The sequence below is a fragment of the Zoogloea sp. genome, from assembly GCF_041914405.1.
Taxonomy (GTDB): domain Bacteria; phylum Pseudomonadota; class Gammaproteobacteria; order Burkholderiales; family Rhodocyclaceae; genus Zoogloea.
The window spans coordinates 1-23,623 of sequence record NZ_JAYSDK010000023.1 but is presented as its reverse complement, the minus strand read 5'-3'; the positions used below and the strand labels follow the sequence as shown (position 1 = coordinate 23,623).

Annotated in this window: 27 protein-coding genes; 10 read left to right on the top strand and 17 right to left on the bottom strand. The window is 66.3% G+C overall.

Translation table 11 applies throughout. The features are described 5' to 3' along the window. Positions 1-214: 214 nt before the first annotated feature. Positions 215-679, top strand: a complete 465-nt coding sequence (locus ACE3RX_RS14460) for a ribonuclease HI family protein (RefSeq protein ID WP_374485053.1) — start codon at positions 215-217, stop codon at positions 677-679. Here the strand turns inward: ACE3RX_RS14460 and ACE3RX_RS14455 are convergent. From ACE3RX_RS14455 to ACE3RX_RS14400, 12 genes are all read right to left on the bottom strand, one after another. Continuing rightward, positions 654-1,211: a Gx transporter family protein gene (locus ACE3RX_RS14455; RefSeq protein ID WP_374485051.1), complete on the bottom strand. Its 558-nt coding sequence runs from the start codon at positions 1,209-1,211 to the stop codon at positions 654-656. The genes ACE3RX_RS14460 and ACE3RX_RS14455 overlap by 26 nt on opposite strands. After that, complete coding sequence (locus ACE3RX_RS14450) at positions 1,192-1,599, bottom strand: NusG domain II-containing protein (protein WP_374485047.1); 408 nt, start codon at positions 1,597-1,599, stop codon at positions 1,192-1,194. Before ACE3RX_RS14450 ends, ACE3RX_RS14455 begins: the two co-directional genes overlap by 20 nt. Beyond that, positions 1,596-2,435, bottom strand: a complete 840-nt coding sequence (gene rapZ, locus ACE3RX_RS14445; RefSeq protein WP_374485045.1) for an RNase adapter RapZ — start codon at positions 2,433-2,435, stop codon at positions 1,596-1,598. The genes ACE3RX_RS14450 and rapZ overlap by 4 nt, the downstream gene beginning before the upstream one ends. Positions 2,436-2,587: 152 nt before the next feature. Further along, positions 2,588-3,505: an MBL fold metallo-hydrolase gene (locus ACE3RX_RS14440; protein WP_374485042.1), complete on the bottom strand. Its 918-nt coding sequence runs from the start codon at positions 3,503-3,505 to the stop codon at positions 2,588-2,590. Between the two features lie 9 nt (positions 3,506-3,514). Further along, positions 3,515-3,694: a DUF1289 domain-containing protein gene (locus ACE3RX_RS14435; RefSeq protein ID WP_374485040.1), complete on the bottom strand. Its 180-nt coding sequence runs from the start codon at positions 3,692-3,694 to the stop codon at positions 3,515-3,517. A 9-nt stretch (positions 3,695-3,703) separates the two neighbouring features. After that, positions 3,704-3,904, bottom strand: a complete 201-nt coding sequence (locus ACE3RX_RS14430; protein WP_374485038.1) for a DUF1289 domain-containing protein — start codon at positions 3,902-3,904, stop codon at positions 3,704-3,706. 158 nt (positions 3,905-4,062) lie between these two features. Further along, complete coding sequence (locus ACE3RX_RS14425) at positions 4,063-4,647, bottom strand: TIGR00730 family Rossman fold protein (RefSeq protein WP_374485036.1); 585 nt, start codon at positions 4,645-4,647, stop codon at positions 4,063-4,065. A 10-nt stretch (positions 4,648-4,657) separates the two neighbouring features. Continuing rightward, positions 4,658-5,260, bottom strand: a complete 603-nt coding sequence (locus ACE3RX_RS14420) for a 2-hydroxychromene-2-carboxylate isomerase (protein ID WP_374485033.1) — start codon at positions 5,258-5,260, stop codon at positions 4,658-4,660. A 100-nt stretch (positions 5,261-5,360) separates the two neighbouring features. Beyond that, positions 5,361-5,981 carry a 2-hydroxychromene-2-carboxylate isomerase gene (locus ACE3RX_RS14415; RefSeq protein ID WP_374485030.1) on the bottom strand — a complete coding sequence of 207 codons (621 nt, stop codon included), beginning with the start codon at positions 5,979-5,981 and terminating at the stop codon, positions 5,361-5,363. Positions 5,982-5,997: 16 nt separating this feature from the next. Continuing rightward, the gene (locus ACE3RX_RS14410) at positions 5,998-6,438 is read right to left on the bottom strand and encodes a PaaI family thioesterase (RefSeq protein ID WP_374485028.1); all 441 of its coding nucleotides are present in this window, start codon (positions 6,436-6,438) and stop codon (positions 5,998-6,000) included. A 236-nt stretch (positions 6,439-6,674) separates the two neighbouring features. Continuing rightward, positions 6,675-7,817, bottom strand: coding sequence for a carbonate dehydratase (gene can, locus ACE3RX_RS14405; RefSeq protein WP_374485024.1), 1,143 nt, complete (start codon positions 7,815-7,817; stop codon positions 6,675-6,677). A 196-nt stretch (positions 7,818-8,013) separates the two neighbouring features. After that, positions 8,014-8,451 (bottom strand): MerR family DNA-binding transcriptional regulator, encoded by a 438-nt coding sequence (locus ACE3RX_RS14400; RefSeq protein WP_374485021.1) that lies wholly within the window; start codon positions 8,449-8,451, stop codon positions 8,014-8,016. Positions 8,452-8,578: 127 nt separating this feature from the next. On the opposite strand from ACE3RX_RS14400, the gene ACE3RX_RS14395 reads away from it, so the two are divergent. The 4 genes from ACE3RX_RS14395 to ACE3RX_RS14380 all read left to right on the top strand — a co-directional run bounded on the left by ACE3RX_RS14395 (position 8,579) and on the right by ACE3RX_RS14380 (position 12,906). Further along, entirely contained in the window at positions 8,579-9,601 is a 1,023-nt protein-coding gene (locus tag ACE3RX_RS14395) for an MBL fold metallo-hydrolase (protein WP_374485018.1), read from the top strand. A 16-nt stretch (positions 9,602-9,617) separates the two neighbouring features. Next, positions 9,618-11,441, top strand: a complete 1,824-nt coding sequence (locus tag ACE3RX_RS14390; protein WP_374485015.1) for a PHA/PHB synthase family protein — start codon at positions 9,618-9,620, stop codon at positions 11,439-11,441. Between the two features lie 84 nt (positions 11,442-11,525). After that, complete coding sequence (locus ACE3RX_RS14385) at positions 11,526-12,026, top strand: putative toxin-antitoxin system toxin component, PIN family (protein ID WP_374485013.1); 501 nt, start codon at positions 11,526-11,528, stop codon at positions 12,024-12,026. Between the two features lie 61 nt (positions 12,027-12,087). Further along, the gene (locus ACE3RX_RS14380; protein WP_374485011.1) at positions 12,088-12,906 is read left to right on the top strand and encodes a mechanosensitive ion channel family protein; all 819 of its coding nucleotides are present in this window, start codon (positions 12,088-12,090) and stop codon (positions 12,904-12,906) included. Between the two features lie 13 nt (positions 12,907-12,919). Here the strand turns inward: ACE3RX_RS14380 and ACE3RX_RS14375 are convergent, their stop codons facing one another. After that, entirely contained in the window at positions 12,920-13,738 is an 819-nt protein-coding gene (locus ACE3RX_RS14375) for a helical backbone metal receptor (RefSeq protein ID WP_374485009.1), read from the bottom strand. Positions 13,739-13,841: 103 nt separating this feature from the next. On the opposite strand from ACE3RX_RS14375, the gene ald reads away from it, so the two are divergent. The 5 genes from ald (at position 13,842) to ACE3RX_RS14350 (ending at position 19,907) form a co-directional block, all read left to right on the top strand. Beyond that, complete coding sequence (gene ald / locus ACE3RX_RS14370; RefSeq protein ID WP_374485006.1) at positions 13,842-14,957, top strand: alanine dehydrogenase; 1,116 nt, start codon at positions 13,842-13,844, stop codon at positions 14,955-14,957. Positions 14,958-15,067: 110 nt separating this feature from the next. Next, positions 15,068-15,544 carry a MarR family winged helix-turn-helix transcriptional regulator gene (locus ACE3RX_RS14365; protein ID WP_374485003.1) on the top strand — a complete coding sequence of 159 codons (477 nt, stop codon included), beginning with the start codon at positions 15,068-15,070 and terminating at the stop codon, positions 15,542-15,544. Between the two features lie 110 nt (positions 15,545-15,654). Then, positions 15,655-17,076, top strand: coding sequence for an efflux transporter outer membrane subunit (locus ACE3RX_RS14360; protein ID WP_374485000.1), 1,422 nt, complete (start codon positions 15,655-15,657; stop codon positions 17,074-17,076). A gap of 23 nt (positions 17,077-17,099) precedes the next feature. Then, positions 17,100-18,350 (top strand): HlyD family efflux transporter periplasmic adaptor subunit, encoded by a 1,251-nt coding sequence (locus ACE3RX_RS14355; protein WP_374484998.1) that lies wholly within the window; start codon positions 17,100-17,102, stop codon positions 18,348-18,350. Between the two features lie 3 nt (positions 18,351-18,353). Continuing rightward, positions 18,354-19,907, top strand: a complete 1,554-nt coding sequence (locus ACE3RX_RS14350; RefSeq protein WP_374484996.1) for a DHA2 family efflux MFS transporter permease subunit — start codon at positions 18,354-18,356, stop codon at positions 19,905-19,907. 15 nt (positions 19,908-19,922) lie between these two features. Here the strand turns inward: ACE3RX_RS14350 and ACE3RX_RS14345 are convergent, their stop codons facing one another. The 4 genes from ACE3RX_RS14345 to argS all read right to left on the bottom strand — a co-directional run. Then, positions 19,923-20,690, bottom strand: a complete 768-nt coding sequence (locus ACE3RX_RS14345) for an SDR family oxidoreductase (protein ID WP_374484994.1) — start codon at positions 20,688-20,690, stop codon at positions 19,923-19,925. 73 nt (positions 20,691-20,763) lie between these two features. Beyond that, on the bottom strand, positions 20,764-21,405 hold the full coding sequence (locus tag ACE3RX_RS14340; protein ID WP_374484991.1) for a thiol:disulfide interchange protein DsbA/DsbL: 642 nt from the start codon (positions 21,403-21,405) through the stop codon (positions 20,764-20,766). Between the two features lie 29 nt (positions 21,406-21,434). Beyond that, positions 21,435-22,187: an SPOR domain-containing protein gene (locus ACE3RX_RS14335; RefSeq protein ID WP_374484987.1), complete on the bottom strand. Its 753-nt coding sequence runs from the start codon at positions 22,185-22,187 to the stop codon at positions 21,435-21,437. Positions 22,188-22,205: 18 nt separating this feature from the next. Next, positions 22,206-23,623: arginine--tRNA ligase (gene argS, locus ACE3RX_RS14330; RefSeq protein ID WP_374484983.1), on the bottom strand; the 1,418-nt coding region annotated here is incomplete at its 5' end.

Sequence of the window (23,623 nt, the reverse complement as noted above, 5' to 3'; positions counted from 1 at the left end):
GGCGGTCTGGTGGCTTGTGAGTTCTTGGCAGATAAGTCCGGAGCGGTCCATTGCGCCAGTGTCACGGCGCGATGCTGCACAGGTGTTACGGCGAAGTGATGGGAGCGTGACGAGGGAAACCGCACTTCCCGCCACCTCGGATTTGCCGCATGCTTGCGACACACTTGCTCGAAACGAACGCCCGTGGGGGCGGATGAATTCGCCCCCTATTTCCATGGACTCGTCTCCCCACCTCGGCGCCGAATGGCAGATCTGGTTCGACGGCTCGGCTTACCCCAATCCGGGTCGGCTGGGGCTGGGGGCGGTGCTGCGCGGGCCGGACGGACAGTACATCGAGTTAAGCACCATCGGCCCAGGCAACGGCTGCAACAACGAGGCCGAGCTGCTGGCCCTCGAACAGGCCCTGCGCCTGGCCGGGGAGGCTGGAGCCGCCCACCTGCGGGTGCGTGGCGACAGCGATTTCGTGGTCCGTCATCTGAACGGCGAGGCGCACACCGACATCGCCCGCCTGCACGGCATCATCGAGCGGCTGCGGACCGAGCTGGACACGTTCACGTCGGTTCGCCTGGAGTGGGTGCCACGCCATCGCAATCCGGACGCCGACCGCCTGTCGCGGGCCGCCCTGGGCCTGCCGGACAAGCCGGCAAGCCGGCCTATTTCACGACGTCGGCGGCGCTGACGCCACTTTCCGCGAGCTCGTCACCGAGCAGGCGGGCGGCGATCAGGCCGTTGGCGAGGCCAAATACCGTCGCCGCCAGCGCGAAGATGGGCACCAGGTAGAACACCCCGTCGTGGGGCACCAGCCATACCCGTGCGACCAGCACCTGGCCGCCGATATGGGCAAAGGCGGCCAGCACGCTCTGGCTGACCGGCCCGAACCAGCGCTTCGGCAGATGCATCGCAAGGCCCAGCACCAGCAGGCTCATCACGCCGCCGGTCAGGCTCAGGAAGAAGCCGGGCGCCAGGAACTGGCCGAGCAACAGGCTGCCGACCAGCACCCGCAGCAGCGCCACCCAGGCCGCTTCGCGCCAGCCCCAGCGGGCCAGCACAACCAGCGTAATGATGTTGGCGAGGCCCGGCTTGATGCCCGGCAGCGGCAGCGGGATGGCCGCCTCGGCGACGGTCAGCACGATGGCCGCCGCTGCGTGGCGGGCCACCCGGTGGTCGTCCGCCGTCGGGATGAGTTCGATCTCAGTAGTTGAGGGAGTCATAGTCGGCATTGCGCCCGGACAGGGACAGGCTGACCTCGTTGGGGGCGCAGATCGCCACTGCGCCAGCCGTGTTCAGCCAGCCCTGGCGCACACAGTACTGGCGCGGACCGGGATCGGCGGCGACACGGGCACGGCCCGGCTGCACCTCGATGCGGGTGGTGCCAAGCGGGCCGGGCACCTCGACGATGCGCGGCGCATTGAGATCCACCTCGGCAAACACGCGCCCACCGGCGCGGATGACGGCCTTGTCCGGATGCCCGCCCTGCCACAGGGTCAGCGCCGACAGCACGCATACCGCCAGTGCTGCGCCAAGTACCAGGAAGTCGCCTGCCCGCAGGTAGGCCGCCCAGGCGGCCAGCCAGTTGCGCAGCGCGACCACCCGCTTCATTTGAAGGAGCGATGGCGCACCTGGACCCGCGCATTGTCCTGGAAGCGGGCTGCCAGTTGCTCGGCCACGTACACCGAGCGGTGCTGGCCGCCGGTACAGCCGATGGCGATGGTCAGGTAGCTGCGGTTGTCATTGACGTAGGACGGCAGCCAGGAGGCCACGAAGGCGTAGATGTCATTGACCATCTGCGCCACTTCCGGCACCCGCTCGAGGAAGTCGATGACGGGCTGGTCACGCCCGGTGAGCGGCCGCAGCAAGGGGTCGTAGTGGGGGTTGGGCAGGCAGCGCACGTCGAACACCAGGTCGGCATCCACCGGGATACCGTGCTTGAAGCCGAAGGACTGGAACAGCACGGCGATCTGGCTACCCGCCTCCAGATTCATGAAACTCTTGATCCAGTTACGCAGCGTGTTGGCGGCCAGGTCGCTGGTGTCGATGCGTTGGCCCAGTTCGGCGATCAGCGCCAGCTCTTCGCGCTCGCGGGCAATGGCCTCGCCGAGGGTGTTGAACGCATCGCCGAGGGGATGGCGGCGGCGGGTCTCGGAAAAACGCGCGATCAGCACGTCGTCGCGGGCATCAAGGAACAGGAAGCGCAGGTCGTCCACCATGCCACGCAGGGCCTCGACCTGTTTCGGCAGGGAGGCGATGCCGGCCCCCGAGCGCACGTCGACGGCCACCGCGATGCGCTGGTAACCGGCGCCACGCAGATGGGAGACCAGTTGCGGCAGCAGCGCCGAGGGCAGATTGTCCACCACGTAGTGGCCGCAGTCTTCCATGACATTGAGCGCAACGCTCTTGCCGGAGCCGGACAAACCACTGATCAGTACGAGTTGCATGACTTCAGACGATCCTGTTTCGAGACGACGGGTGCCACGGAGTGCAGCCTGACACAATTAAAAGACGATAAGTAAGCGGGTACAGAAATAGCATAAACAATTTCCTCACCCAAAACCAATTTGCCTTTATTGAACTTATCGTTTTTATCAAATCAACAGGCTTTCAGGATGCGACCATCACACGCTGCGACGCCCGCCCGCTGGAGTTCCCGCAGCAACCATTCGGCCAGTTCCTCGAAGCTTAGACCGAGAAAGCGCGTATTGGCTTCCCGATAGAGGGGTACGGCGGCCAGATAGTCAGGCAGGCCGTCGATCTCCAGGCTCCGCCGCTCCAGCAGCGTGAACGTGAAGCACGCCCTGATCGCGTTCCGGGCCATCCGCGCGCCATCGTCTTCGAAGGCGCGCAGGCGCGCGAAGGCAGCCTCCAGCGCCTCCTCCACCTCGACGAAGGGCGCGCCGTGGCCGGGGATCACCCTCTCCACCGGCAGCCGGGCAATAGCCTCCAGCGTGGCCCGGGCACCTTCCAGCCCGCCGCCTTCACCTATCACCTCGGCGAACAGGATGCCGAAGCCGTCCCGCCACAGGGCGTCGCCGGAGATCAGCAGGCGTGCATCGGGCGCGTGGAAGACCAGCGCATCCATGTCGTGGCCGGGCGCCGCCAGGGCCTGCCATTCGAGGCCACCCATCTGCAGGCGCTCACCGGGCGCGATGACGTGATCGTGCCGGAAAGCCTCGCCCTGCTGCGCGGCAGTGCTGAGCAGCAGGGCCGCCTCGTCCCACGCATGGACGGCCTCGGCAATGCCCGCCGGCACGCCGATTGTGCAGCCGAAAGCGCGTTGCACCGCCGCGTTGCCGCCGATGTGGTCGGAATGGGAATGGGTGTTGAGGAGACGGCCCAGACGCCGTCCGTCCAGGGCCTCACGCAGCAACGCGACTGTCTGGTCGGCGTGGGTCACGTAGCCGCTATCCACCAGCGTCACCGTGTCGCCGTCGAACAGCAGCACGTTGTTGGCAGACAGCCAGCCTCGCTCCAGCACCCGGATGCCGGGTGGCAGCACACAAGCTGACATGGTCGCGCCTCAGTCGGACTCTTCAGCCGGCTGGCCGGCGATGGGTTTCAGGCTGTCGGTCGCGCTTTCCTGCCCGCCGGCGGAGGAATCGGTGTCGCCGAAGATCTCATCGGCGCTGCGGCCACAGCCGATGCAGTAACCGCTCTCGTCGATCTGGCAGATGCCGACGCAGGGATTGTCGTCGCTCATCAGACGTCCTCAGGCCGGCTGCGCGCCAGCCGCCGGACCATCGAAGAGTACGGCCTGGCGCTCGGCGATCAGATCGAGGATGGCCTGCTTGCGCGCCTCGCTGGCGCGGCTCCATTCGGTGATCTCGGGAATGGTACGGAAACAGCCCGCGCAGTAGCCGGCAGCTTCATCCATGCTGCAGACATTGATACAGGGGGACGGAATACTCATGGGACGCTCTCTGGGTAAAGACATGCCCGCCGCTGCGTGGCGACGGGTCGTGGTTGAAACCTTCCGGGCCGTAACGCCAGGGCTGGGCCTGTGGGGGCGAATTCATTCGCCCCCACAGGAAGATCTGAGAATCTGAGAAAAACCGGAGAAAGCTCGGCTCACAGCTGCTTCTCATCGCGGATACGCTTGCCGACGGCCGGTGGGTGGTGCTGCCCCATGGCCCGCAGCAGCGCCGCGACGTTGTCCTCGATCTGCAGCAGGCCACGGTTCTCGGCCTTCATGAAACCTTCACCGATACCGCGGTCGAGCATCTGGATCAGTGGCGAGTAATAGCTTTCCACATTGAGCAGGCCGACCGGCTTGGCGTGGAAACCGAGCTGGGCCCAGGTCAGAATCTCGAAGAGTTCCTCGAAGGTGCCGAGCCCACCAGGCAGTGCGATGAAGCCGTCGGCCAGCTCGGCCATGCGCGCCTTGCGGGTATGCATGGAATCCACCACTTCCAGGCGGGTCAGGCCTTCGTGGCCGACCTCCCATTCCAGCAGCGCTCGCGGAATCACCCCCACCACCTTGCCACCGGCCGCCAGGCAGGCGTCGGCGACGGCCCCCATCAGGCCGACGTTGCCGCCGCCATAGACCAGCTCGACGCCCTTCTCGGCCAGCGTTTGCCCGAGCTTCTCCGCCACTTCCCGGTACACCGGCCGCACGCCCATGCGGGAGCCGCAGAATACGCAGATACGCCGCATCGCCCGCTCCTCAGTACGGCCCCTTGGCCAGCCAGCGCTCCAGCTGGGGTAGGCGGTCGTTCCCCCAGAACCCCTCGCCTTCGACGATGAAGAAGGGTGAGCCGAACACGCCACGCGCCTCGGCCAGGTCGATCTCGGCCTTCAGGCGGGCCTTGGTACCAGCGTCAGAGAAGGCCGCCGAGATGTCGTCCCGGTCGAGGCCCAGCGCTTCGGTGATCTCCAGCAGCACGGCAGTCTCGGCGATGTTGCGGCCATCGACGAAATAGGCGCGGTAGACCGCGTGGGCGAAAGCCCGTGCCTCGTCCGGGTTGCGGTCACTGAGCCATTGGAAGGCGCGGGCCGCATGCTCGGTGTGCAACGGATAGGGGCTGGGCTCCTTGAAGGGGATCTCGAAGAAGGCCGCCGAGCGCTCCACGTCGCGGCGCACGTACTCGGAACGCATCAGCGCGGACGGGATGCGCATGCCGCCCTGGGGCTGGAAATGAGCGTCGAGCACGATGGCGTGCCACATCACGTTACGGCCATGCTTTTCCGCGATGGCGTCGATCTGCTCGGAGGCCAGGTAACCGTAGGGCGAGGAAAAGTCGAAGTAAAAATCGATCGGGGCGGACATCCAGGTCTCCGGGTCGGGGGGCAGTGTTCAATGCCCCGCATTATCCATGGCAGGCGCTTCGCGATGGGCAACAGACCCGTGGCACAAGTTCCTTACGTAATCAGAAGCCGCCTTCGGCCAACCACTTCTCGACCTGCGACAGGCGGTCGGCCCCCCAGAAAGCCTCGCCGTCCACGAAGATGAAGGGCGAGCCGAACACACCGCGGGCCAGCGCCAGCTCGCTCTCGGCGATCAGGCGGGTCTTGATCTCGGCGCTGCCGAGGACGGCGGACAATTCGTCCCTGTCCAGGCGCAAACCGGCAGCCACGTCGAGCACCACCGCCAGGTCGGAGATATTCTGGTCGTCGACGAAATAGGCACGGTAGATCGCCAGGCCGAACTGGCGGGCCAGCGCCGGATCCCGGTCATTGATCCACAGGAAGGCGCGGGCCGCGTGCTGGGTGGGCAAGGGGAAGCTGCTCGGCTGGCGGTAGGGCAGACCGAAGTAGCGCGCCGAACGCTGGATGTCGTGCAGGGAATAAGCCCCCTTCAGCGGGATGCTGGGCAGCGGACCAAGGCCGGTGACCTTGAAGGTCGCGCCGAGCAGGAAGGGGTGCCACAGCACGCTGCGCCCATAGCGGGCAGCCAGCTCGTCGATCTTCTCGGCGGCGAAGTAGCCGTACGGGGACGAGAAGTCGAAGTAGAAATCCAGCGGCGCGGCGGAACGTTGGGGGGTGTTCATGGCGGCGATCTCCCGTTCAGGCGGCCTTCGGCCATAAAATCATCTGGGTACAGCGGAACAACGCCAGGCGGCGGTCGCTGCCACCACTGCGCACTTCGGCGTCCCACACGTGGGTGTTGCGCCCCAGATGCACCGCCGTCGCATCGCACAGCAGCACGCCCTCGGTCTGGGTGCCGAGGAAGTTGCTCTTCAGCTCGATGGTGGTGAAGCTCTGGGCGCCCTCGGGCAGGTGGGCGATGGTGGCATAGCCGGCCGAGGTATCGGCCAGCGCGATGATCGTCGCGGCGTGCAGGAAACCGTTGGGGGCCAGCATCTCCGGGCGGATCAACATGCGCGAGGACAGCTTGCCGGGCTCCAGTGCGACCGCCTCGAAACCGAACCAGCCCGGTAGATGCCCGGTGCCACGGGCGTTGAGGAATTCCAGGCTGACGCCGTCGCGCAGTTTGAAGTCGGCCATTGCCGCATGCCTCCTGTTATGTGTCGCCGGTTATACGGCTTGTTGTCGGTTTCTCGTATCCCCGGGGCTTGCATTCCGGCCACCCCGTTGCGGCGCCTATACCCCCCACCTTGTGGGGGCGAATTCATTCGCCCTGCACGCATCGATCGACCGCCGCGGGCGAATGAATTCGCCCCTACGGGAAGGGTTCTGTGTGCCCCAAGCCCTGCCCGGCGGGGAGCAGGGCCTCCTGCCGATCAGGCTTCCAGCGCCTCCAGCGCCGACAGGTAGCGCGGCGTGAGGTCTTCCGGCCGGCTGACGTTGATGCCCAGATCGCGGATCAGGCCATCTTTCAGGCCGTAGGCCCAGCCATGCACGGTGAGGGACTGGCCACGACGCCAGGCGTCCTGCACGACGATGGTCTGGCAGACATTGACCACCTGCTCCAGCGCATTGAGCTCGCACAGGCGATCCTGGCGCAGCTCCGGGGGCAGCGCATCGACGCGCCGGGCGTGCTTCACATGCACGTCCTGCACGTGGCGCAGCCACAGGTCCACCAGGCCGACACGCTCGCGGCGCAGGGCGGCACCGACGCCACCGCAGCCGTAGTGGCCGACCACCATGATGTGCTTGACCTTCAGTACCTCGACGGCGAACTGGATCACCGACAGGCAGTTGAGGTCGGTGTGCACCACCACGTTGGCGACGTTGCGATGGACGAAAACCTCGCCCGGCAGCAGGCCGATGATCTCGTTGGCCGGCACGCGGGAGTCGGAACAGCCGATCCACAGGTATTCAGGCGCCTGCAGCGTGGACAGCTTCTCGAAAAACTGCGGGTCCACCTGGCGCATGCGCTTGGCCCAGGCCAGGTTGTAGTCGAAGAGGTGGAACAGGTTCTCGTTCTTGACCTCGGCCTCGTTCCAGTTCTCGAGGTCGAGGGCCAGGAACATGGTGCCTTCGAGCGGGGCCGGATAATAGGCCGGGGCTTCGGTGAAGCCCAGCTCGCGGTAAAGCTTGACGGCGATGCGCATCGCCGGTTGGGTATCCAGCAGGATCCGACGGTAACCCAGGCTCTTGGCCGACTTGATGGCCGCCAGGGCCAGTTCGCGGCCGACGCCATTGCCGCGGAGCTCGGGCTCCACGTACAGGCGCTTCATCTCGCAGACACCTTCGGTGAAAGGACGAATGCCGACGCAGCCGGCCGGCTGGCCGTCGAATTCGGCAAAAAACAGGCGGCCGGCCGGTGCAGAATAGGCACCCGGCAAGCTGGCCATCTCGTCACCGAAATTCTGGAACGCCAGATCGACCCCCAGCCATCCAGCATAATTTCGGAAAAACTGGCGGACGTGTTCGAGTTCGGCGGTGTTGTCGGAGCCAAGGACGCGGAGTGTTACTGCCATCGATCTTCTCTTCCTGTGAAAACGGAACAGGCCAATACGATACCCGTCCTCTCCCCCCGTTACACCCCCGCCGACCGCCGGGAGATTCGCCGCCAAGCCCGGCCCAACCAATCGTAAAAGTCCTGCGGGGCCCACCGGGCAAGGATTCTGACACAACAAATTACGCTTACGTTAACGTAATTTTCCTGCTAAAAATTTATGGTGCGTCGCGCAAACGGGCGACCAATTCTGCCCGGGCTTCGGCCGCGCCGGCCGGATTCTCGGCCAGCAACTCGGTGCATTGCTTCTCGAGCATGGCGATTTCCGTCAGCACGGCTTCGATGTCCTCGCGCTGCTGTTCGATGGCCCTGCGCCGCTCGGCCAACACGCCGAGGAAGCGCTTCAGCTGGGGCGAGGAATTGCGCACGCCGTCGTACATGCCGAGCAGTTCGCCGATCTCGGCCAGCGACAGGCCGAGGCGCTTGCCGCGCAGGATCAGGCGCAGCCGGGTACGGTCGCGCCGCACGTAAATGCGGTTGCGGCCGGCGCGGGTCGGCGCGAGCAGGCCTTCGTCCTCGTAGAAACGGATCGCCCGCGGGGTAATCCCGAACTCGCGGGCGAGATCGGTGATGGTGTAGGTTTGTTCCTGGCTCATGAGTCGAGTCGGACGCGGCATACGGCGTCAGGGCACGGAATGGCGCGCAGTAGATCAGATTTCAACTGCGCGGGCAACGCGAAAACTGCCCGAAAAACACAACAATACCCAACTAGGAGAACGGCATATGAGTGAGACGCTGGAATACCCCTTCGAGACGCTTCCAGCCGAAGGTGCGACGCTGGAGGTGGCGCCCGGAGTGCATTGGATACGGATGCCGCTGCCCTTCGCCCTCAACCACATCAACCTGTGGCTGATTGAGGACGGCGCAGGGGTAGCGATCGTCGATACCGGCTTTGGCCTGGACGCCACCCGGGACGCCTGGCAGCGCATCCTGGCGGAAGTCGGCAAGCCGGTGACACGGATCATCGTGACCCATTTTCACCCGGATCACCTCGGCCTGGCCCAATGGCTGTCGGAACTCACCGGCGCCGACATCACCATGACTCACGGGGAATACCTCAGCGGCCACGCGGTATGGCACCAGCTGGGCGGCTACGGTACCGCACCGATGGTCGCGCAGTTCCGCCGCAACGGCCTCGACGAGGAACGCTGCGAGGCCCTCGCCCAACGCGGCAACGCCTACGAGCGTGGCGTGCCCTCATTGCCGACCCGCTACCACCGCGTGATGGACGGCGAACGCCTGCGCATCGGCGGCCGCGACTGGGAGGTCATCGTCGGCTACGGCCATTCACCGGAGCACATGTCGCTGCACTGCGCAGATGCCGGCATCCTCATTTCCGGCGACATGCTGCTGCCACGGATCTCCACCAACGTCAGCGTTTTCGCAGTCACGCCCGAGGATGATCCCCTCGGCCGCTTCCTCGATTCGATCCGCAAGTTCAAGCGATTGCCGGTAACAACGCTCGTGCTACCATCACACGGGAGTCCTTTCCGCAATATCGGTTTGCGCGTGGATCAGCTCATCGAGCACCACGACGCCCGCTGCGCGGAACTGCTCGCGGCCTGTGAGGTGCCGCGCTGTGCCGGGGAATTGCTGACAACGCTGTTCCCGCGGCCGCTCGACACCCATCAGGTCATGTTTGCCATGGGGGAAGCCATCGCCCACCTGAACCATCTCGAGCGCAAAAGGGAGGTGTGCCGGTCGGTGGATAGCGATGGGATAGTCCGTTTCGTCAAAAGCCAATAACCAGGAGAGCCCACGAATGGCTGCGCCAGAAAAAGAAACCGTCAAGTCCGAACTGCCGGACCCCAAAGAAGTCGCCAAGACCTACGCCGAAGTCGCGCAACGGGCCTCCAAACTGCTCGCCGACCATATCCAGAAGCAGGTCAAGAAGGGGCTCAACACCCCGTCCGACGAACTGGGCATCGCCCAAGCCTTCATGGACATGATGGGCAAGCTGCTCGCCAATCCCTACCGGCTGGCCCAGGCCCAGATGAACCTTGTCTGGGACTATTTCTCCCTGTGGCAACACTCCGTCATGCGCTTCACCGGCATGGGTGGCAGCCCGGTGGTCTCTCCGGCCAAGGATGACAAGCGCTTCAAGGACGAAGAGTGGCAGGAACACTTCCTGTTCGACTTCATGAAGCAGTCCTACCTGATCGCCGCCCGTCACATCCATGACACAGTCAGCAGCGTGGACGGCCTCGACGACCAGAGCCAGAAGAAGGTCAACTTCTACACCCGCCAGTACATCGACGCCCTGTCCCCGTCCAACTTCGCGATGACCAATCCGGAAGTCTTCCGCGAAACCGTCAAGAGCCACGGCCAGAACCTCATCAAGGGCCTGAACAACCTGCTGCGCGACGTCGAGGACGGTGGCGGCAACCTGCGCGTCAAGATGACCGACACCACGGCCTTCGAGCTGGGCAAGAACGTCGCCACCACGCCGGGCAAGGTCGTCTTCCAGACCGACATGATGCAGTTGCTGCAGTACACGCCCAGCACCGACAAGGCGTACAAGCGCCCGATGCTGATCGTGCCGCCGTGGATCAACAAGTTCTACATCCTCGACCTGCGCGAGAAGAACTCGTACATCAAGTGGTGCGTGGACCAGGGCCACACCGTGTTCGTGATCTCCTGGGTCAACCCGGACGAGCGCCTGGCCGAGAAGAGCTTCGACTCCTACCTGCTGGAAGGCACGCTGGCTGCCGTGGATGCCATCGTCGAGCAGACCGGCGCCAAGGAAATCAACGCCGCCGGCTACTGCCTGGGCGGCACCCTGCTGGCCACCACGCTGGCCTACATGGCCGGCAAGCGGGACAAGCGGATCGCCTCGGGCACCTTCTTCACGACCATGACCGACTTTGCCGATCCGGGCGAGCTGGGCGTGTTCATCGATGAAGGTCAGGTCTCCAGCCTCGAGAAGAAGATGTTCGAGCGCGGCTACCTGGAAGGCTCCGAGATGGCTGGCACCTTCAACATGCTGCGTGCCAATGACCTGATCTGGTCCTTCGTGGTCAACAACTACCTGATGGGCAAGGACCCCTTCCCCTTCGATCTCCTGTACTGGAACTCCGATTCCACGCGCATGCCGGCGAAGATGCACAGCTTCTACCTGCGCAACATGTACATGAAGAACCTGCTGAAGGAGCCGGGTGGTATCGAAGTCGGTGGTGTGCCCATCGACCTCGGCAAGATCAAGGTCCCGACCTACTTCATCTCCACCATCGAAGACCACATCGCCCCGTGGAAGAGCACCTACTCCGGCGCCCGCAACTTCGGCGGCGCGGTGCGCTTTGTGCTGGGCGGCTCCGGCCACATTGCTGGCATCGTCAACCCGCCGGCAGCCAACAAGTATGGCTTCTGGACCCACACCGGAGCCAAGCTGCCCGACACCGCCGACGAGTTCTTCACCAGCGCCGAGCAGCATCCGGGTTCCTGGTGGACCGACTGGCAGGCCTGGCTGGAAGGCCAGGACGCCAGCAAGGTGCCGGCCCGCGACCCTGTCAAGGGCAACCTCAAGGTACTTGAGGACGCACCGGGCTCCTACGTCAAGACCCGTCTCGACGCCAAGAAGGCCGCATGAGCGGACGCCTGACGCCGTAACAAGCGGAAAGGGGGCTACGGCCCCCTTTCTGTTTTGCTCCCTGCCCCTAACCTCACTCTTGCCGTGGCTACCTATCCCCTCGCAGCGCCCCTGCCCCACGGCCTGCCCGTGGTGCTCGACACCAACGTGGTGTTGTCCCTGTGGATGTTCGAAGACCCCAGCCTGATTCCGCTGCGGACCGCCGTCGAGAGCGGCGCGCTGCGCCCGGTCAGCCGCGCGGACTGCCTCGACGAACTGGTCCGGGTGCTCGCCTACCCACAGTTCAAACAGACGCCGGAGCGCCAGGCTGAAATCGCCGCGACCTACCGGGCGCGCTGCATCCTCGTCGAACCCGCCGATCCGCCGGCCTGCGAGCTCCCCAACTGCCTCGACCGGGACGACCAGAAATTTCTCGAGCTCGCCCGCGACAGTGGCGCCCAAGCCCTGCTGTCCCGCGACAAGCTGGTCCTCAAGCTCGGCCGCCGCCCGGTGATCGCCTCCCGCTTTGCGATCCTCCCCCCGGAAAAACTGCAAAGCCTGCTGCCCGGCCCCGGGAACGCGCCACAAGAAATTAACGCGGCATGAGCGCGACTGCCATGTTGGGCGACTAGACTGGGTTTACACCTGCTCATCATGGAGAATCGCCATGGCTCTCGACAGTGGTTTCGACCCCGCCACCCTGCTCACCGCCTACCTCATCCCCCTTGGCTGGAAACTCGCCGGTGCGGTTGCCCTGTGGATCATCGGAGGCTGGCTGATCAATGCCATCAGCACCCTGTCGAGCCGTGGCATGACCCGCCAGAAGGTCGAGCCAACCCTGGTGCGCTACGTGGAAGCCACCCTGCGGGTGATCATGCGCATCGTGCTGGTGATCGTCATCCTGTCGGTGTTCGGCATCGAGACGACCAGCTTCGCGGCCCTGATCGCCGCTGCCGGCGTAGCCATCGGCGTGGCCTGGAGCGGCCTGCTGTCCAACTTCGCGGCCGGCGCCTTCCTGATCATCCTGCGTCCGTTCAAGGTCGGCGACTTCATCAGCGGCGCCGGCATCACCGGCACCGTTAAGGAAATTGGCCTGTTCGCCACCACCATCGACCAGCCCGACGACGTGCGCACCACCGTCGGCAACAACAAGCTGTTTTCCGACAACATCGTGAACTACACCGCCAACCCGTCCCGCCGCGTCGAACTGTTCGCCCAGCTAGCCCACAGCGTCGCGCCGCAACAGGCGATGGAGCTGATCCGCAACCGCGTCGCGCAAATCCCCAATGTGCTGGCGACGCCCGCGCCGGACGTGGAGATCCTCGAGTTCAACGCTGCCGGTACCCGGCTCGTGGTGCGCCCCCATTGCCACAACGACCACTACTGGCAGGTGTACTTCGACACCAACAAGATGCTCGCCGAGATCAGCAGCGCCAACGGCTGGCCGGTGCCAGCGCCGCACCAGGTGCTACGCCAGCAGGTCTGACGCGCAGCCGCAGTCAGTCCGCCAGTTCCCGCCGCAAGGCCGCCAGGTAACGCAGCCCGGCGGCAGCCCGGCTGCCATACCAGGACGTCATCTCCCCGTCGATCAGCCGGGCTGGCCGGCCAGCCAATCCGGCCACTTCAGTTACATGTACATCGCGGAAGCGATAGGGCTCCGACGACAGGAAGACCCGGTCCACCGCCTCCAGCCACTGCGCCCCCCACTCGAAAGCAGGATAACGGACGCCATCGCCGAGCGCCGGCCAGCTGTCCCAGCCGACCAGAGCCAGGCTCGCGGAAATGTAGGTATCCGACGCCACCGTCATCCACGGCTCGCGCCAGATCAGGTACAGGACCTTCTCCCGCGGCAGCTCGCGGCCCGCCGCCTGCGCCACGGCAATCGCCTCAGTCAGCTCGCCGACCAGCCACTCCGCCTTGTCCTTGCAGCCGAACACCCCGCCGAACAGACGGTACAACGGCAGGTTGTCCGCCGGCTGGCACGGGTGGGTGACGATGACATTCGGCACGAAGCGGGCAATCTCATCCACGCAATCCTTGCGGTTCTCGTCGATATTGACGATCACGTGGGTCGGCGCCAGTTCGCGCAGGCGGGCCAGGTTCACGTCCTTCGTCCCGCCAACCTTGGGAATGGTCTTGAGGGTCGCCCGTGGATGGATGCAAAAGCCGGTACGCCCAACCAATTGGTCCGCCAAACCAAGTTCGCACACCAATTCGGTCAGCGACGGCACCAGCGACACGATGCGCGCGGGCCCGTCCCACGGACGGTGGCGCTGCCCGGCCGCGTCCACCAGGAAATCGACATCATTCTCGTTCATCATCCGCGCAGTATCTCAAGACCCGCATCCTTATTGGAAGCCGGCGCAAGTCGCGGTAATCTCGGGCGCTAAGCTGCAGCCGCACCATAAAACGGAGAAAATCATGAAAGTCGGCGTCCCAAGGGAAACCAAGAATCACGAATACCGGGTCGGCCTGACCCCCGCCTCGGTCCGCGAACTCGTCGCCCACGGGCATGAGGTCTTCGTCGAGTCGGGCGCCGGCCATGGCATCGGCGCCAGCGACAACGACTACGAGCGGGCCGGCGCCAAGGTCACCCTGAGTGCCGACGACGTCTTCGGGGAAGCCACACTGATCATCAAGGTCAAGGAGCCGCTGGCTGAAGAGCGCGCCCGCCTCAAACCCCACCACGTGCTGTTCACCTACCTGCACCTGGCACCGGACCCTGGCCAGGCAGAGGACCTGATCGCCAGCGGCGTCACCGCCATCGCCTACGAAACCGTCACGGCCCCCGGCGGTGGCCTGCCGCTGCTCGCCCCGATGTCGGAAGTGGCCGGGCGCATGAGCATCCAGGCCGGTGCCGCAGCCCTCGAAAAATCCCACGGCGGCCGCGGCGTACTGCTCGGTGGGGTGCCGGGCGTCGAGCCGGGCCGCGTGGTCATCCTCGGCGGCGGCACGGTGGGCAACAACGCTGCACATACGGCGGTCGGCATCGGCGCCGACGTGACTATCCTCGACAAGTCCCTGCCAGTGCTGCGCCACCTGGACGAAGTGTATGGCGGCCGCGTCAAGACGCTTTACGCGACCCGCGACGCCATCGAGCGCCAGGTACTGCAGGCCGACCTGGTGATCGGTGCGGTGCTGATCCCCGGTGCCACGGCCCCCAAGCTGGTCACCCGCACGATGCTCGCCGCGATGAAACCCGGCGCAGTGATCGTGGACGTGGCCATCGACCAGGGTGGCTGTTTCGAGACCTCCCGGCCGACCACCCACGCCGACCCCACCTACCTGGTGGATGGCATCGTCCACTACTGCGTGTCGAACATGCCCGGCGCCGTGGCACGCACCGCGACTTACGCGCTCAATGCCGCCACCCTGCCCTTCGTGCTGGCCATCGCCGACAAAGGCTGGAAGGAAGCCTTGAAGGACGACGCCGGCCTGCGCGCCGGCCTCAACGTCTGTGCCGGCAACGTAACCCACCCGCAGGTCGCCGAAGCCCTCGGCAAGAAGTACCTGCCGGCCATCACCCAGCTGGCCTGATCTCCCCTCGCTCCGTCACGGCATTCGGCCACCTGCCGTGTCGGAGCGTTGTTGACACCGGGAGAGAAAAGGCGAATTATCTGCCTATGCAGTTATTGCCTTGGCCGTAAATGTCCGATACCAACAAGCCCCCTCCGCCTTACACCGTCGAGAACTACCAGCAGGAAGAGAGTCTCGGCTTCCTGCTGCACCAGGCCAAGCTCCGCCTCACCCAGACCCTCGATGAGCGCGTCGGCGATCTGGACATCACCACCGCCCAATGGACGGTGCTCAAGCAGATCGCCCTGCGCAACGGCGAAACCGCCAGCACGCTGTGCAAATGCAGCGGCTGCGACACCGGCTCGATGACGCGCATGCTCGACCGCCTGGAAGAAAAAGGCCTGATCCGCCGGGAACGCAGCACCACCGACCGGCGGGTGGTATTGCTGCACGTCACCGACACAGGCAAGGCACTGCTACCGCTGATCGTGCCGCGCGTCGTAGATGTCCTCAATCAGGCGCTGACGGACTTCACCCCCGACGAGATCGCTCAGGCCAAGCAATTGATCGGCCGCATCGTCGCCAACCTGGACAAACGCAGCACCTGAGACGGGAAGCAATCACCGGACATGCGGCGGAGCGCGCCGCTTTTTTTGAAGCAAATACCTGCCTTGGCAGATACCGCACAGACAGTTTCAGCCCAATACAGGGAATCCTTATGAAACGACCGCTCGCCCTCCTGCTCCCGTTGCTCGGCCTGCTGGCCGCCTGCGCCAACCCCGGTGGGCTGGCGCCCCGCACCGAAGCCCTGGCCCCGGAACAACTCGCCAGCACCCGCAGCCTGGCCGACGCCCCGGCTGGCGCCTGGCCGGCCGACAGCTGGTGGACCGCCTACGGCGACCCGCAGCTCGACCGCCTGATGGCTGACGCGCTGCGGGACAGCCCCAGCCTGAGCCTCGCCCAAGCCCGCCTCGACCAGGCCCGCGCCATGGCCGGCCTGGCCGCGGCGGCCAACGGCGTGCAGGTCGGCGCCAACGCCGACGGCACCCAGCAACGTCTGTCCGAGAACTACATCTTCCCGCCCAGCCTCGGCGGGCGTTACACCAGCCTCAACCGGGCCGCGCTGGATTTCAGCTTCGACCTGGATTTCTGGGGCCGTAATCGCGCCGCGCTGGACGCCGCCGTCGGCCAGGCCCGCGCCGCCGAGGCCGAGGCTGCCGGCGCCCGCCTGATCCTGAGCAGCGCGGTAACCCGCACCTACCTGCAGTTCGACCGCCTGCACCAGTTGCACGCCATCGCCGACTCAACGGTGACCCAACGCGAAAAACTGCAGGAGCTGGTCCGCCTGCGCCTGAAGGCTGGCCTCGAAAACCAGGCCGACCTGAGCCAGGCCGATGCCGGCATCTCCGCCGCCCGCGCCGAGCGCAGCGCCCTCGACGTGCAGCTGGCGCTGGTCCGCAACCAGCTGGCCGCCCTTACTGGCCACGGCCCCGACGCCACCCTCGACCTCACTCCGCCAGCCTTGCGCGACGTCGCAGCGACCTTGCCGAGCCAGCTGCCGGCCGACCTCCTCGGCCGCCGGCCCGATGTGAACGCCCAGCGCTGGCGCGTCGAAGCCAGCCGCCGCGAGACCGACGCGGCCCGCGCCGACTTCTACCCGAACGTCAATCTCAACGCCTTCGTCGGCTTGCAGTCCATCGGGCTGTCGAACCTCTTCGAGGGCGGCAGCCGCATGCTCGGCGTCGGCCCGGCGATCCACCTGCCGGTGTTCGACAGCGGCCGCCTGCGCAGCCGCCTGGCCGCACGCAATGCCGAGCAGGACGCGGCCATCGCCCAGTACAACGCCGCCCTCATCGATGCCTTGCGCGACGTGGCCGATCAGCTGGCCAGCTGGCGCGGCGCAGACACCGAAGGGCGCGACCAGCAGGCCGCGCTGGCCCGCTACGAGGACGCCTGGCGACTCACCGAGATCCGCTACAAGGCTGGCCTCACCAGCTACACGGCTGTTCTCGCCGCAGAAACCCCCTTGCTCGCCCAGCGCCGCCTCAGCGCGGAACTGCGCACCCGCCGCCTCGACGCCAGCGCCGGGCTCGCCCGCGCCCTCGGCGGCGGCTACCTGCCCACCGACACGTCCCACTGATCCCGCCAAGAAGGAACCGGACCATGACCACCCCCAACAGCACCACAACCGCCAGCGTACCCAACGGCAAGCGCAGGCGCAGCCTCCTCACCATCGCCGTCGCCTGTGCGCTGGCCGGCGCCGCCTGGGGCGGCTGGTGGATGACCCACGGCCGCTACCTGGAACACACCGACGACGCCTACGTGGCCGGCAACGTCGTGCAGATCACCCCACAGGTAGCCGGTACCGTGGTCGCCATCGAGGCCGACGACACCCAGCTGGTGAAGGCCGGCCAGCCGCTGGTGCGCCTCGACGACGCCGACGCCCGCGTCGCGCTGCAGCAGGCCGAAGCCCAGCTCGGCCAGACGGTGCGGGAAGTACGCGCGCTCTACGCCGGCGGCGGCGCCCTCGAAGCGGCCGTGAAGCAGAAGGAGGCCGACCTCGCCAAGGCCAGGGACGACCTGACCCGCCGCCAACAGGTGGCCGGCACCGGCGCCGTCGCCGCCGAGGAGATCGAGCACGCCCGCGCTGCGCTGCGCGCCGCCGAAACCGCCGTGCAGACGGCCCGCGAACAGCTCGCCACCAACCGCGTGCAGACCAGCGGCACCCGCGTCGACAGCCACCCCAACGTGCTGCGGGCCGCCGCCAAGGTCGAGGAAACCTACCTGGCCTTCGCGCGCAGCGTGGTGCCCGCTCCGGTCGGGGGCCTCATCGCCCGCCGCGCGGTGCAGATCGGCCAGCGCGTGGCGGCCGGCGCACCGCTGATGGCCGTCGTGCCGCTGGAACAGGTGTGGGTGGACGCCAACTTCAAAGAGAGCCAACTCGGCCGCATGCGCATCGGCCAGCCGGTAACCCTGAGCGCCGACGTGTATGGCTCCAAGGTGGAATACCACGGCAAGGTCGCTGGCCTGGCCGCCGGAACCGGCGCCGCCTTCGCACTGCTGCCGGCCCAGAATGCCAGCGGCAACTGGATCAAGGTGGTGCAGCGGGTGCCAGTGCGGATCAACCTCGACCCACAGGAGCTTGCCGCCCACCCGCTGCGCATCGGCCTGTCGATGCAGGTGGAAGTAGACCTCCATGACGGCGGCGAGGCCCCGCTGGGCGCCGCGCCCCCCACTCCGGTAGCCCAGACCGATGTCTTCGCCGAGCTGGGCAAGGCCGCCCACGAACGCATCCGCGCCATCATCTCGGCCAACAACGGCGGACAGGCCGCCGAACTGCAACAGCCCGAGCTCACGCTGCCGAGCATCCCACCGGCGGCTGCCCTGGCCACCCCACGCCGCACGCGGGCCTGAACCATGAGCGCCACCCCCGCTCCGCTGCCGCCCCTCGAACCGGGGGCGCGCCGACTGGCCACCGTGGCCCTGTCGCTGGCGACCTTCATGAACGTGCTGGACACCACCATCGCCAACGTGTCCCTGCCCAACATCGCCGGCGACCTGGGGGTCAGCCCGACCCAGGGCACCTGGGTCATCACCTCATTCGGTGTCGCCAACGCCATCGCCGTGCCGCTGACCGGCTGGCTCAGCCAGCGCGTCGGGCAGGTGCGCCTGTTCGTCGCCTCGGTGGTGCTGTTCGTCATTGCCTCGCTGTTGTGCGGCCTGGCTGGCAGCCTGGAGATGCTGATCGCCGCACGGGTACTGCAGGGTGCCGTCGCCGGGCCGATGATCCCGCTGTCCCAGGCCCTGTTGCTACAGGCCTATCCGCGAGACAAGTCCGGCATGGCGCTGGCGATGTGGTCGATGACAACCCTCGTCGCGCCGGTGATGGGGCCTATCCTCGGCGGCTGGCTGTCGGACAACTTGTCCTGGCCGTGGATCTTCTACATCAACGTGCCGGTCGGCATCGGCGCAGCCTGGATGAGCTGGCAGTTGCTGAAACACCGCGAGACACCGACCCGCCAGTTGCCCATCGACAAAGTCGGCCTGGCGCTATTGGTGATTTGGGTCGGTGCGCTGCAGATCCTGCTCGACAAGGGCAAGGAGCTGGACTGGTTCGAATCCGGCGAAATCATCGCGCTGGCGGTGGTAACCGTGGTCGGCTTCGCGCTGTTCGTCGCCTGGGAGCTGACCGAGGAGCACCCGGTGGTGGACCTGACCCTGTTCGCCCGCCCCAACTTCCTGTTCGGCGTCATCGCCCTGGCCACCGCCTACGGGGTGTTCTTCGGCAATGTAGTGGTGCTGCCCCTGTGGCTGCAGCAATACATGGGCTACACGGCCACCTGGGCCGGAATCGTGACAGCCCCCATTGGCATCCTCGCACTCGTGTTGTCACCGGTAATCGGCAAGATCCTGCCGCGCACCGACCCACGCCGCCTGGCCACCGTGGCCTTCCTGGTGTTCGCGCTGGTGTCCTTCATGCGCTCGGGCCTCTCCACCGACATTGCACCGGGCAGCATCGTGATCCCGCAGCTGATCCAGGGTATCGCGATGGCCTGCTTCTTCATCCCGCTGGTGTCCATCACGCTATCTGGGCTACCGATGGAGCGCGTACCGTCGGCGTCGGGGGTGTCGAACTTCGTGCGGATCACCTGCGGCGCCTTCGGCGCATCGCTGATGACCACCCTGTGGGAACGCCGCGCCGCGCTGCACCACGAGCAACTGGCAGCCCAGGTCAGCGCCTACAACCCGGTTGCCAGCGATACGCTGAGCCAGTTGCAGGCCCAGGGCTTTGATCTGGCGCGCGGCCTCGGCGTGCTGGAGCGCCAGGTCAGCGTGCAGGCCTTCTCGCTGGCCGCTAATGATGTGTTCTGGATGTCGGGCTGCCTGTTCCTGCTGCTGCTCGTCAGCGTGTGGCTGACCCACCCGACCCACGGACGTCCGGCTGCGGGCGGTGGTGACGCTGCTCACTGAAACAGCCTGCGCAGGCTACAGCGGCAAACCCCGCGGCTTGCGTCCGGCCCGAGCGAACAGACGGTCGAACAGCGGATTAGGCAGCAGGCGCAGCAGCTTGGCGACCACGCCCATCCGCCACGGGATGACGGTGTAGCCTACGCCCGCCTCGATGGCCCGCGCAAAACGCCGCGCTGCCTCGTCGGCGGGCAGCAGGAAAGGCATCGGATACGGGTTGATGGCGGTCATCGGCGTATCGATGTAGCCCGGCGCGATGGTCACGACCTTTACGCCGCTGCCGCGCAGTTCCACCCGCAGGCTCTCGAGATAGGCGATTGCCGCCGCCTTCGACGCGCTGTAGGCCCCCGCGCCAGGCAGGCCGCGGATGCCAGCCACCGACGCGATGCCGACCAGGCGCCCGCAACCGCGACCCCGCAAGGGCGTAACGAAAGGCTGGAAAGTGGCGACCATGCCCAGCACGTTGGTGCGCATCACCCGCTCGAAGGCCGACAGGTCGTCGGCCTCCTCGGTTAGCGTGCCCACCGACACGCCAGCGTTGGCAATGACCACGTCGGGCACGCCGAAGCGGGCCATGAAGTCCGTAGCGGCATCCGCGAGCGCGCCCGGCTCCGCCACGTCGACGCGATACACCGCATGCGTGCCGGGCAGGCTGGCGACCAGCTCGGTCAGTGCGTCGAGACGCCGCCCGACCAAGCCCAGGCTGGCCCCGGAAGCGGCGTAATGGCGTGCCAGCGCGGCGCCGATGCCGCTGGAGGCGCCGGTGATGAAGACGCGGAGAGCCACGGAAAAGGGAAAAAGAAAGGGGAAAAAGACTGAGGCCGCGGCGCGATCGCACCGCGGCCCGAACGGAAGGCGCTTACTTGCGGCCCTGTTCGCCGCGGGCGCGGACGATCAGCTGGTCGGCCACCTTCAGGGATGCCTCGTGGGAACCCGCGATGGAGGCAGAGGTGAAATACTTGCCGTCGATCGCGAGGGTCGGCACGCCCTGGATCTTGTAGTCGCGGCCGAGCTTCTCGACACGCTGCAGACCAACCTGCACGCCGAAGGAGCGGTAGGCGTCGAGGAACTTCTTGCTGTCGATCCCCTTCTTGGCCGCCCATTCCTGCGCACCAGCCTCGGTGTGCAGCGGCTGCTTGTCGGTCTGCACCGCCTCGAAGACCTGCCCGTGCAGGCGGGCCAGGTCGCCGGTGGCCGCCAGCGTGAGATGCAGGCGGGCCAGGCCGGTCAGCTGGGGATTGCCCCACGTCACCGGGACGCGATGGAAATACACGTCGGCGGGCAGCTTCTTGACCCATTGCTCAAGCAGCGGATCGAAGGCGCGGCAGTGGGGGCAGCCGTAATGGAAGAACTCGATCACCTCAACCTTGCCCTTGGCCTCGGTCGGCTGCGGCGGCGAAACCAGTTCGAAGCCACCACTGCCCTGGGCCAGGACGGGCCGCCCGAGGAGGCCGATGGCCATCGCGGCGGAAAGCTGTTTGAGGACATCACGACGCTGCATTACGGTTTCTCCTTGAATCGGCAAAGCACTCATTGAGCAGTGCCGGCCGGCTTTGGTTCCTTGGGCTTGATCCGGACGATGGCGGCATTGATGCCGCTGGATGCCAGCTGCTGCTTGGCCTTGTTCATTTCATCGGCGCCGAGGTAGGGACCGGTTCGAACGCGGTGCACGGTGCCCTTGTCAGGCACATCCACCTTCTGCACGCTGGCCTCCACCCCCATCAACGCAAGACGCGCCTTCAGGTTGTCCGCCTCGGACGGATCCTCGAAGGAGCCCGCCTGCAGGTAGAACTTCTCGGGCGTCAGCGGCTTGTCGAGCAGCGCCGCCTCGGCCTTGGCACGCTCGGCGTCGGCCTTGGCCTTGTCCTTGTCACCCTTCGGCTGCTCGGCCGTCTTGGCGCCGGGTTTGTCGGTCTTCTCGGGCTTGGCCGGCCGGATATCCTCGGTGGTTTCCTCAGGCTTGCCCGGCGCCGGAAGCGCGTCGGTGCCCTTCGGCAGCACGTTGTAGAAGTCGAAGCGGGGCTTCTCCACCGGCTTGTCGCCGGCCTTGCCGGGCAGCGCGATGGGCTCGCTGCTCTGCGGCTTGGGCGGCGGCGGCGGAGCCACCGGCTTATCTTCCTGCTTCGGCTTCTGGAACGGCGACGCCGACGTAAAGTACAGTGCAATCCCCGCCGCGACCAAGGCGCCGAGGATCAGGCCGACGAAGATACCGACCAGGGTGCTGCCCCGGCTGCCCGATTTCGGTTTGTTGGTCTGCAGACGGGGTTTGAGGTCACGGCTCATGAACGACGGGTCCGGCGATTACATGGATTCGGGGGCGGAAACACCAAGCAGGCGCAGGCCGTTGCGGATCACCTCGCGCACCGCGGCAGCCAGGGCCAGGCGGGCGAGCTTGAGGCCTTCGTCATCCACCAGCATGCGCTCGGCATTGTAATAACTGTGGAATTCTCCGGCCAGGTCCTTCAGGTAGAAGGCGATCTGGTGCGGGGCGTAGTCGGCGGCGGCGCTGCGGACGACCTCCGGGAAGGCCGTCAGGCGCGCACACAGGGCCAGCTCACGCTCGTTGTCGAGACGGCCCAGGTCGGCCTCGAGCAGGTCGGCCGGCGTACCGCTCCACTGGTTGAGCACCGAGCACAGACGGGCGTGGGCGTACTGGATGTAATACACCGGGTTCTCGTTGCTCTGGCTCTTGGCCAGGTCAAGGTCGAAGTCCAGGTGCTGGTCCGCCTTGCGCAGCACATAGAAGAAGCGGCAGGCGTCGTTGCCAACCTCCTTGCGCAGCTCGCGTAGGGTGACGAACTCGCCGGAACGGGTGGACATCGCCGCCTTCTGGCCGTCACGGTACAGCACCGCGAACTGCACCAGCGCCACGTCGAGCTTCTCGGGCGGCAGGCCGAGGGCCTGCAGGGCGCCCTTCACACGCGGGATGTAGCCGTGGTGGTCGGCACCCCAGATGTCGATGATACGGTCGAAGCCGCGCTCGTACTTGTTGGCGTGGTAGGCGATGTCGGACGCGAAGTAGGTGTACAGGCCGTTCTCGCGCTGCACGACGCGGTCCTTCTCGTCGCCGAAGGCGGTGGAGCGGAACCACTTGGCGCCGTCCTGCTCGTACAGGTGGCCGCCGGCTTCCAGTGCAGTGACGGCCTTTTCTACCAGGCCGGTGTCGAACAAGGAGCGCTCGGAGAACCACTTGTCGAAGGTCACACCGAACTCGGCCAGATCCTCCCGGCCGTCGCCGAGCTGCTCGGTGAGCGCAAAACCATGCACCCAGGCGTAATCGGAGCCGAGCAGGTTCTTGGCGTTGGCGATCAGCGCATCCAGATGGCCTTCCTTGTCAGCCTCGACGGACGGCGCACCGGCCAGCACGTCGGCGGCGGACACCTTGGCGAAGCGGTCGGCGTGGGACTCCTTGATCTGCGCCGCCATGTCCTTCACGTAATCACCCTGATAGGCATTGGGCGGGAAGGCCACGCTGATGCCGAACAGATCGAGGTAACGCAGCCAGGTGGACAGCGCCAGGATGTCCATCTGCCGGCCGGCGTCGTTGATGTAGTACTCCCGGGTGACCTCGAAACCGGCGAAGTCGAGCACGTCGGCCAGGGACGCGCCATAGGCCGCGCCGCGGCCGTGGCCGACGTGCAGCGGGCCGGTCGGGTTGGCGGAGACGAACTCCACCTGCACCTTGACGCCCTTGGCGGCGCCGCGGCCGTAGTCGGCGC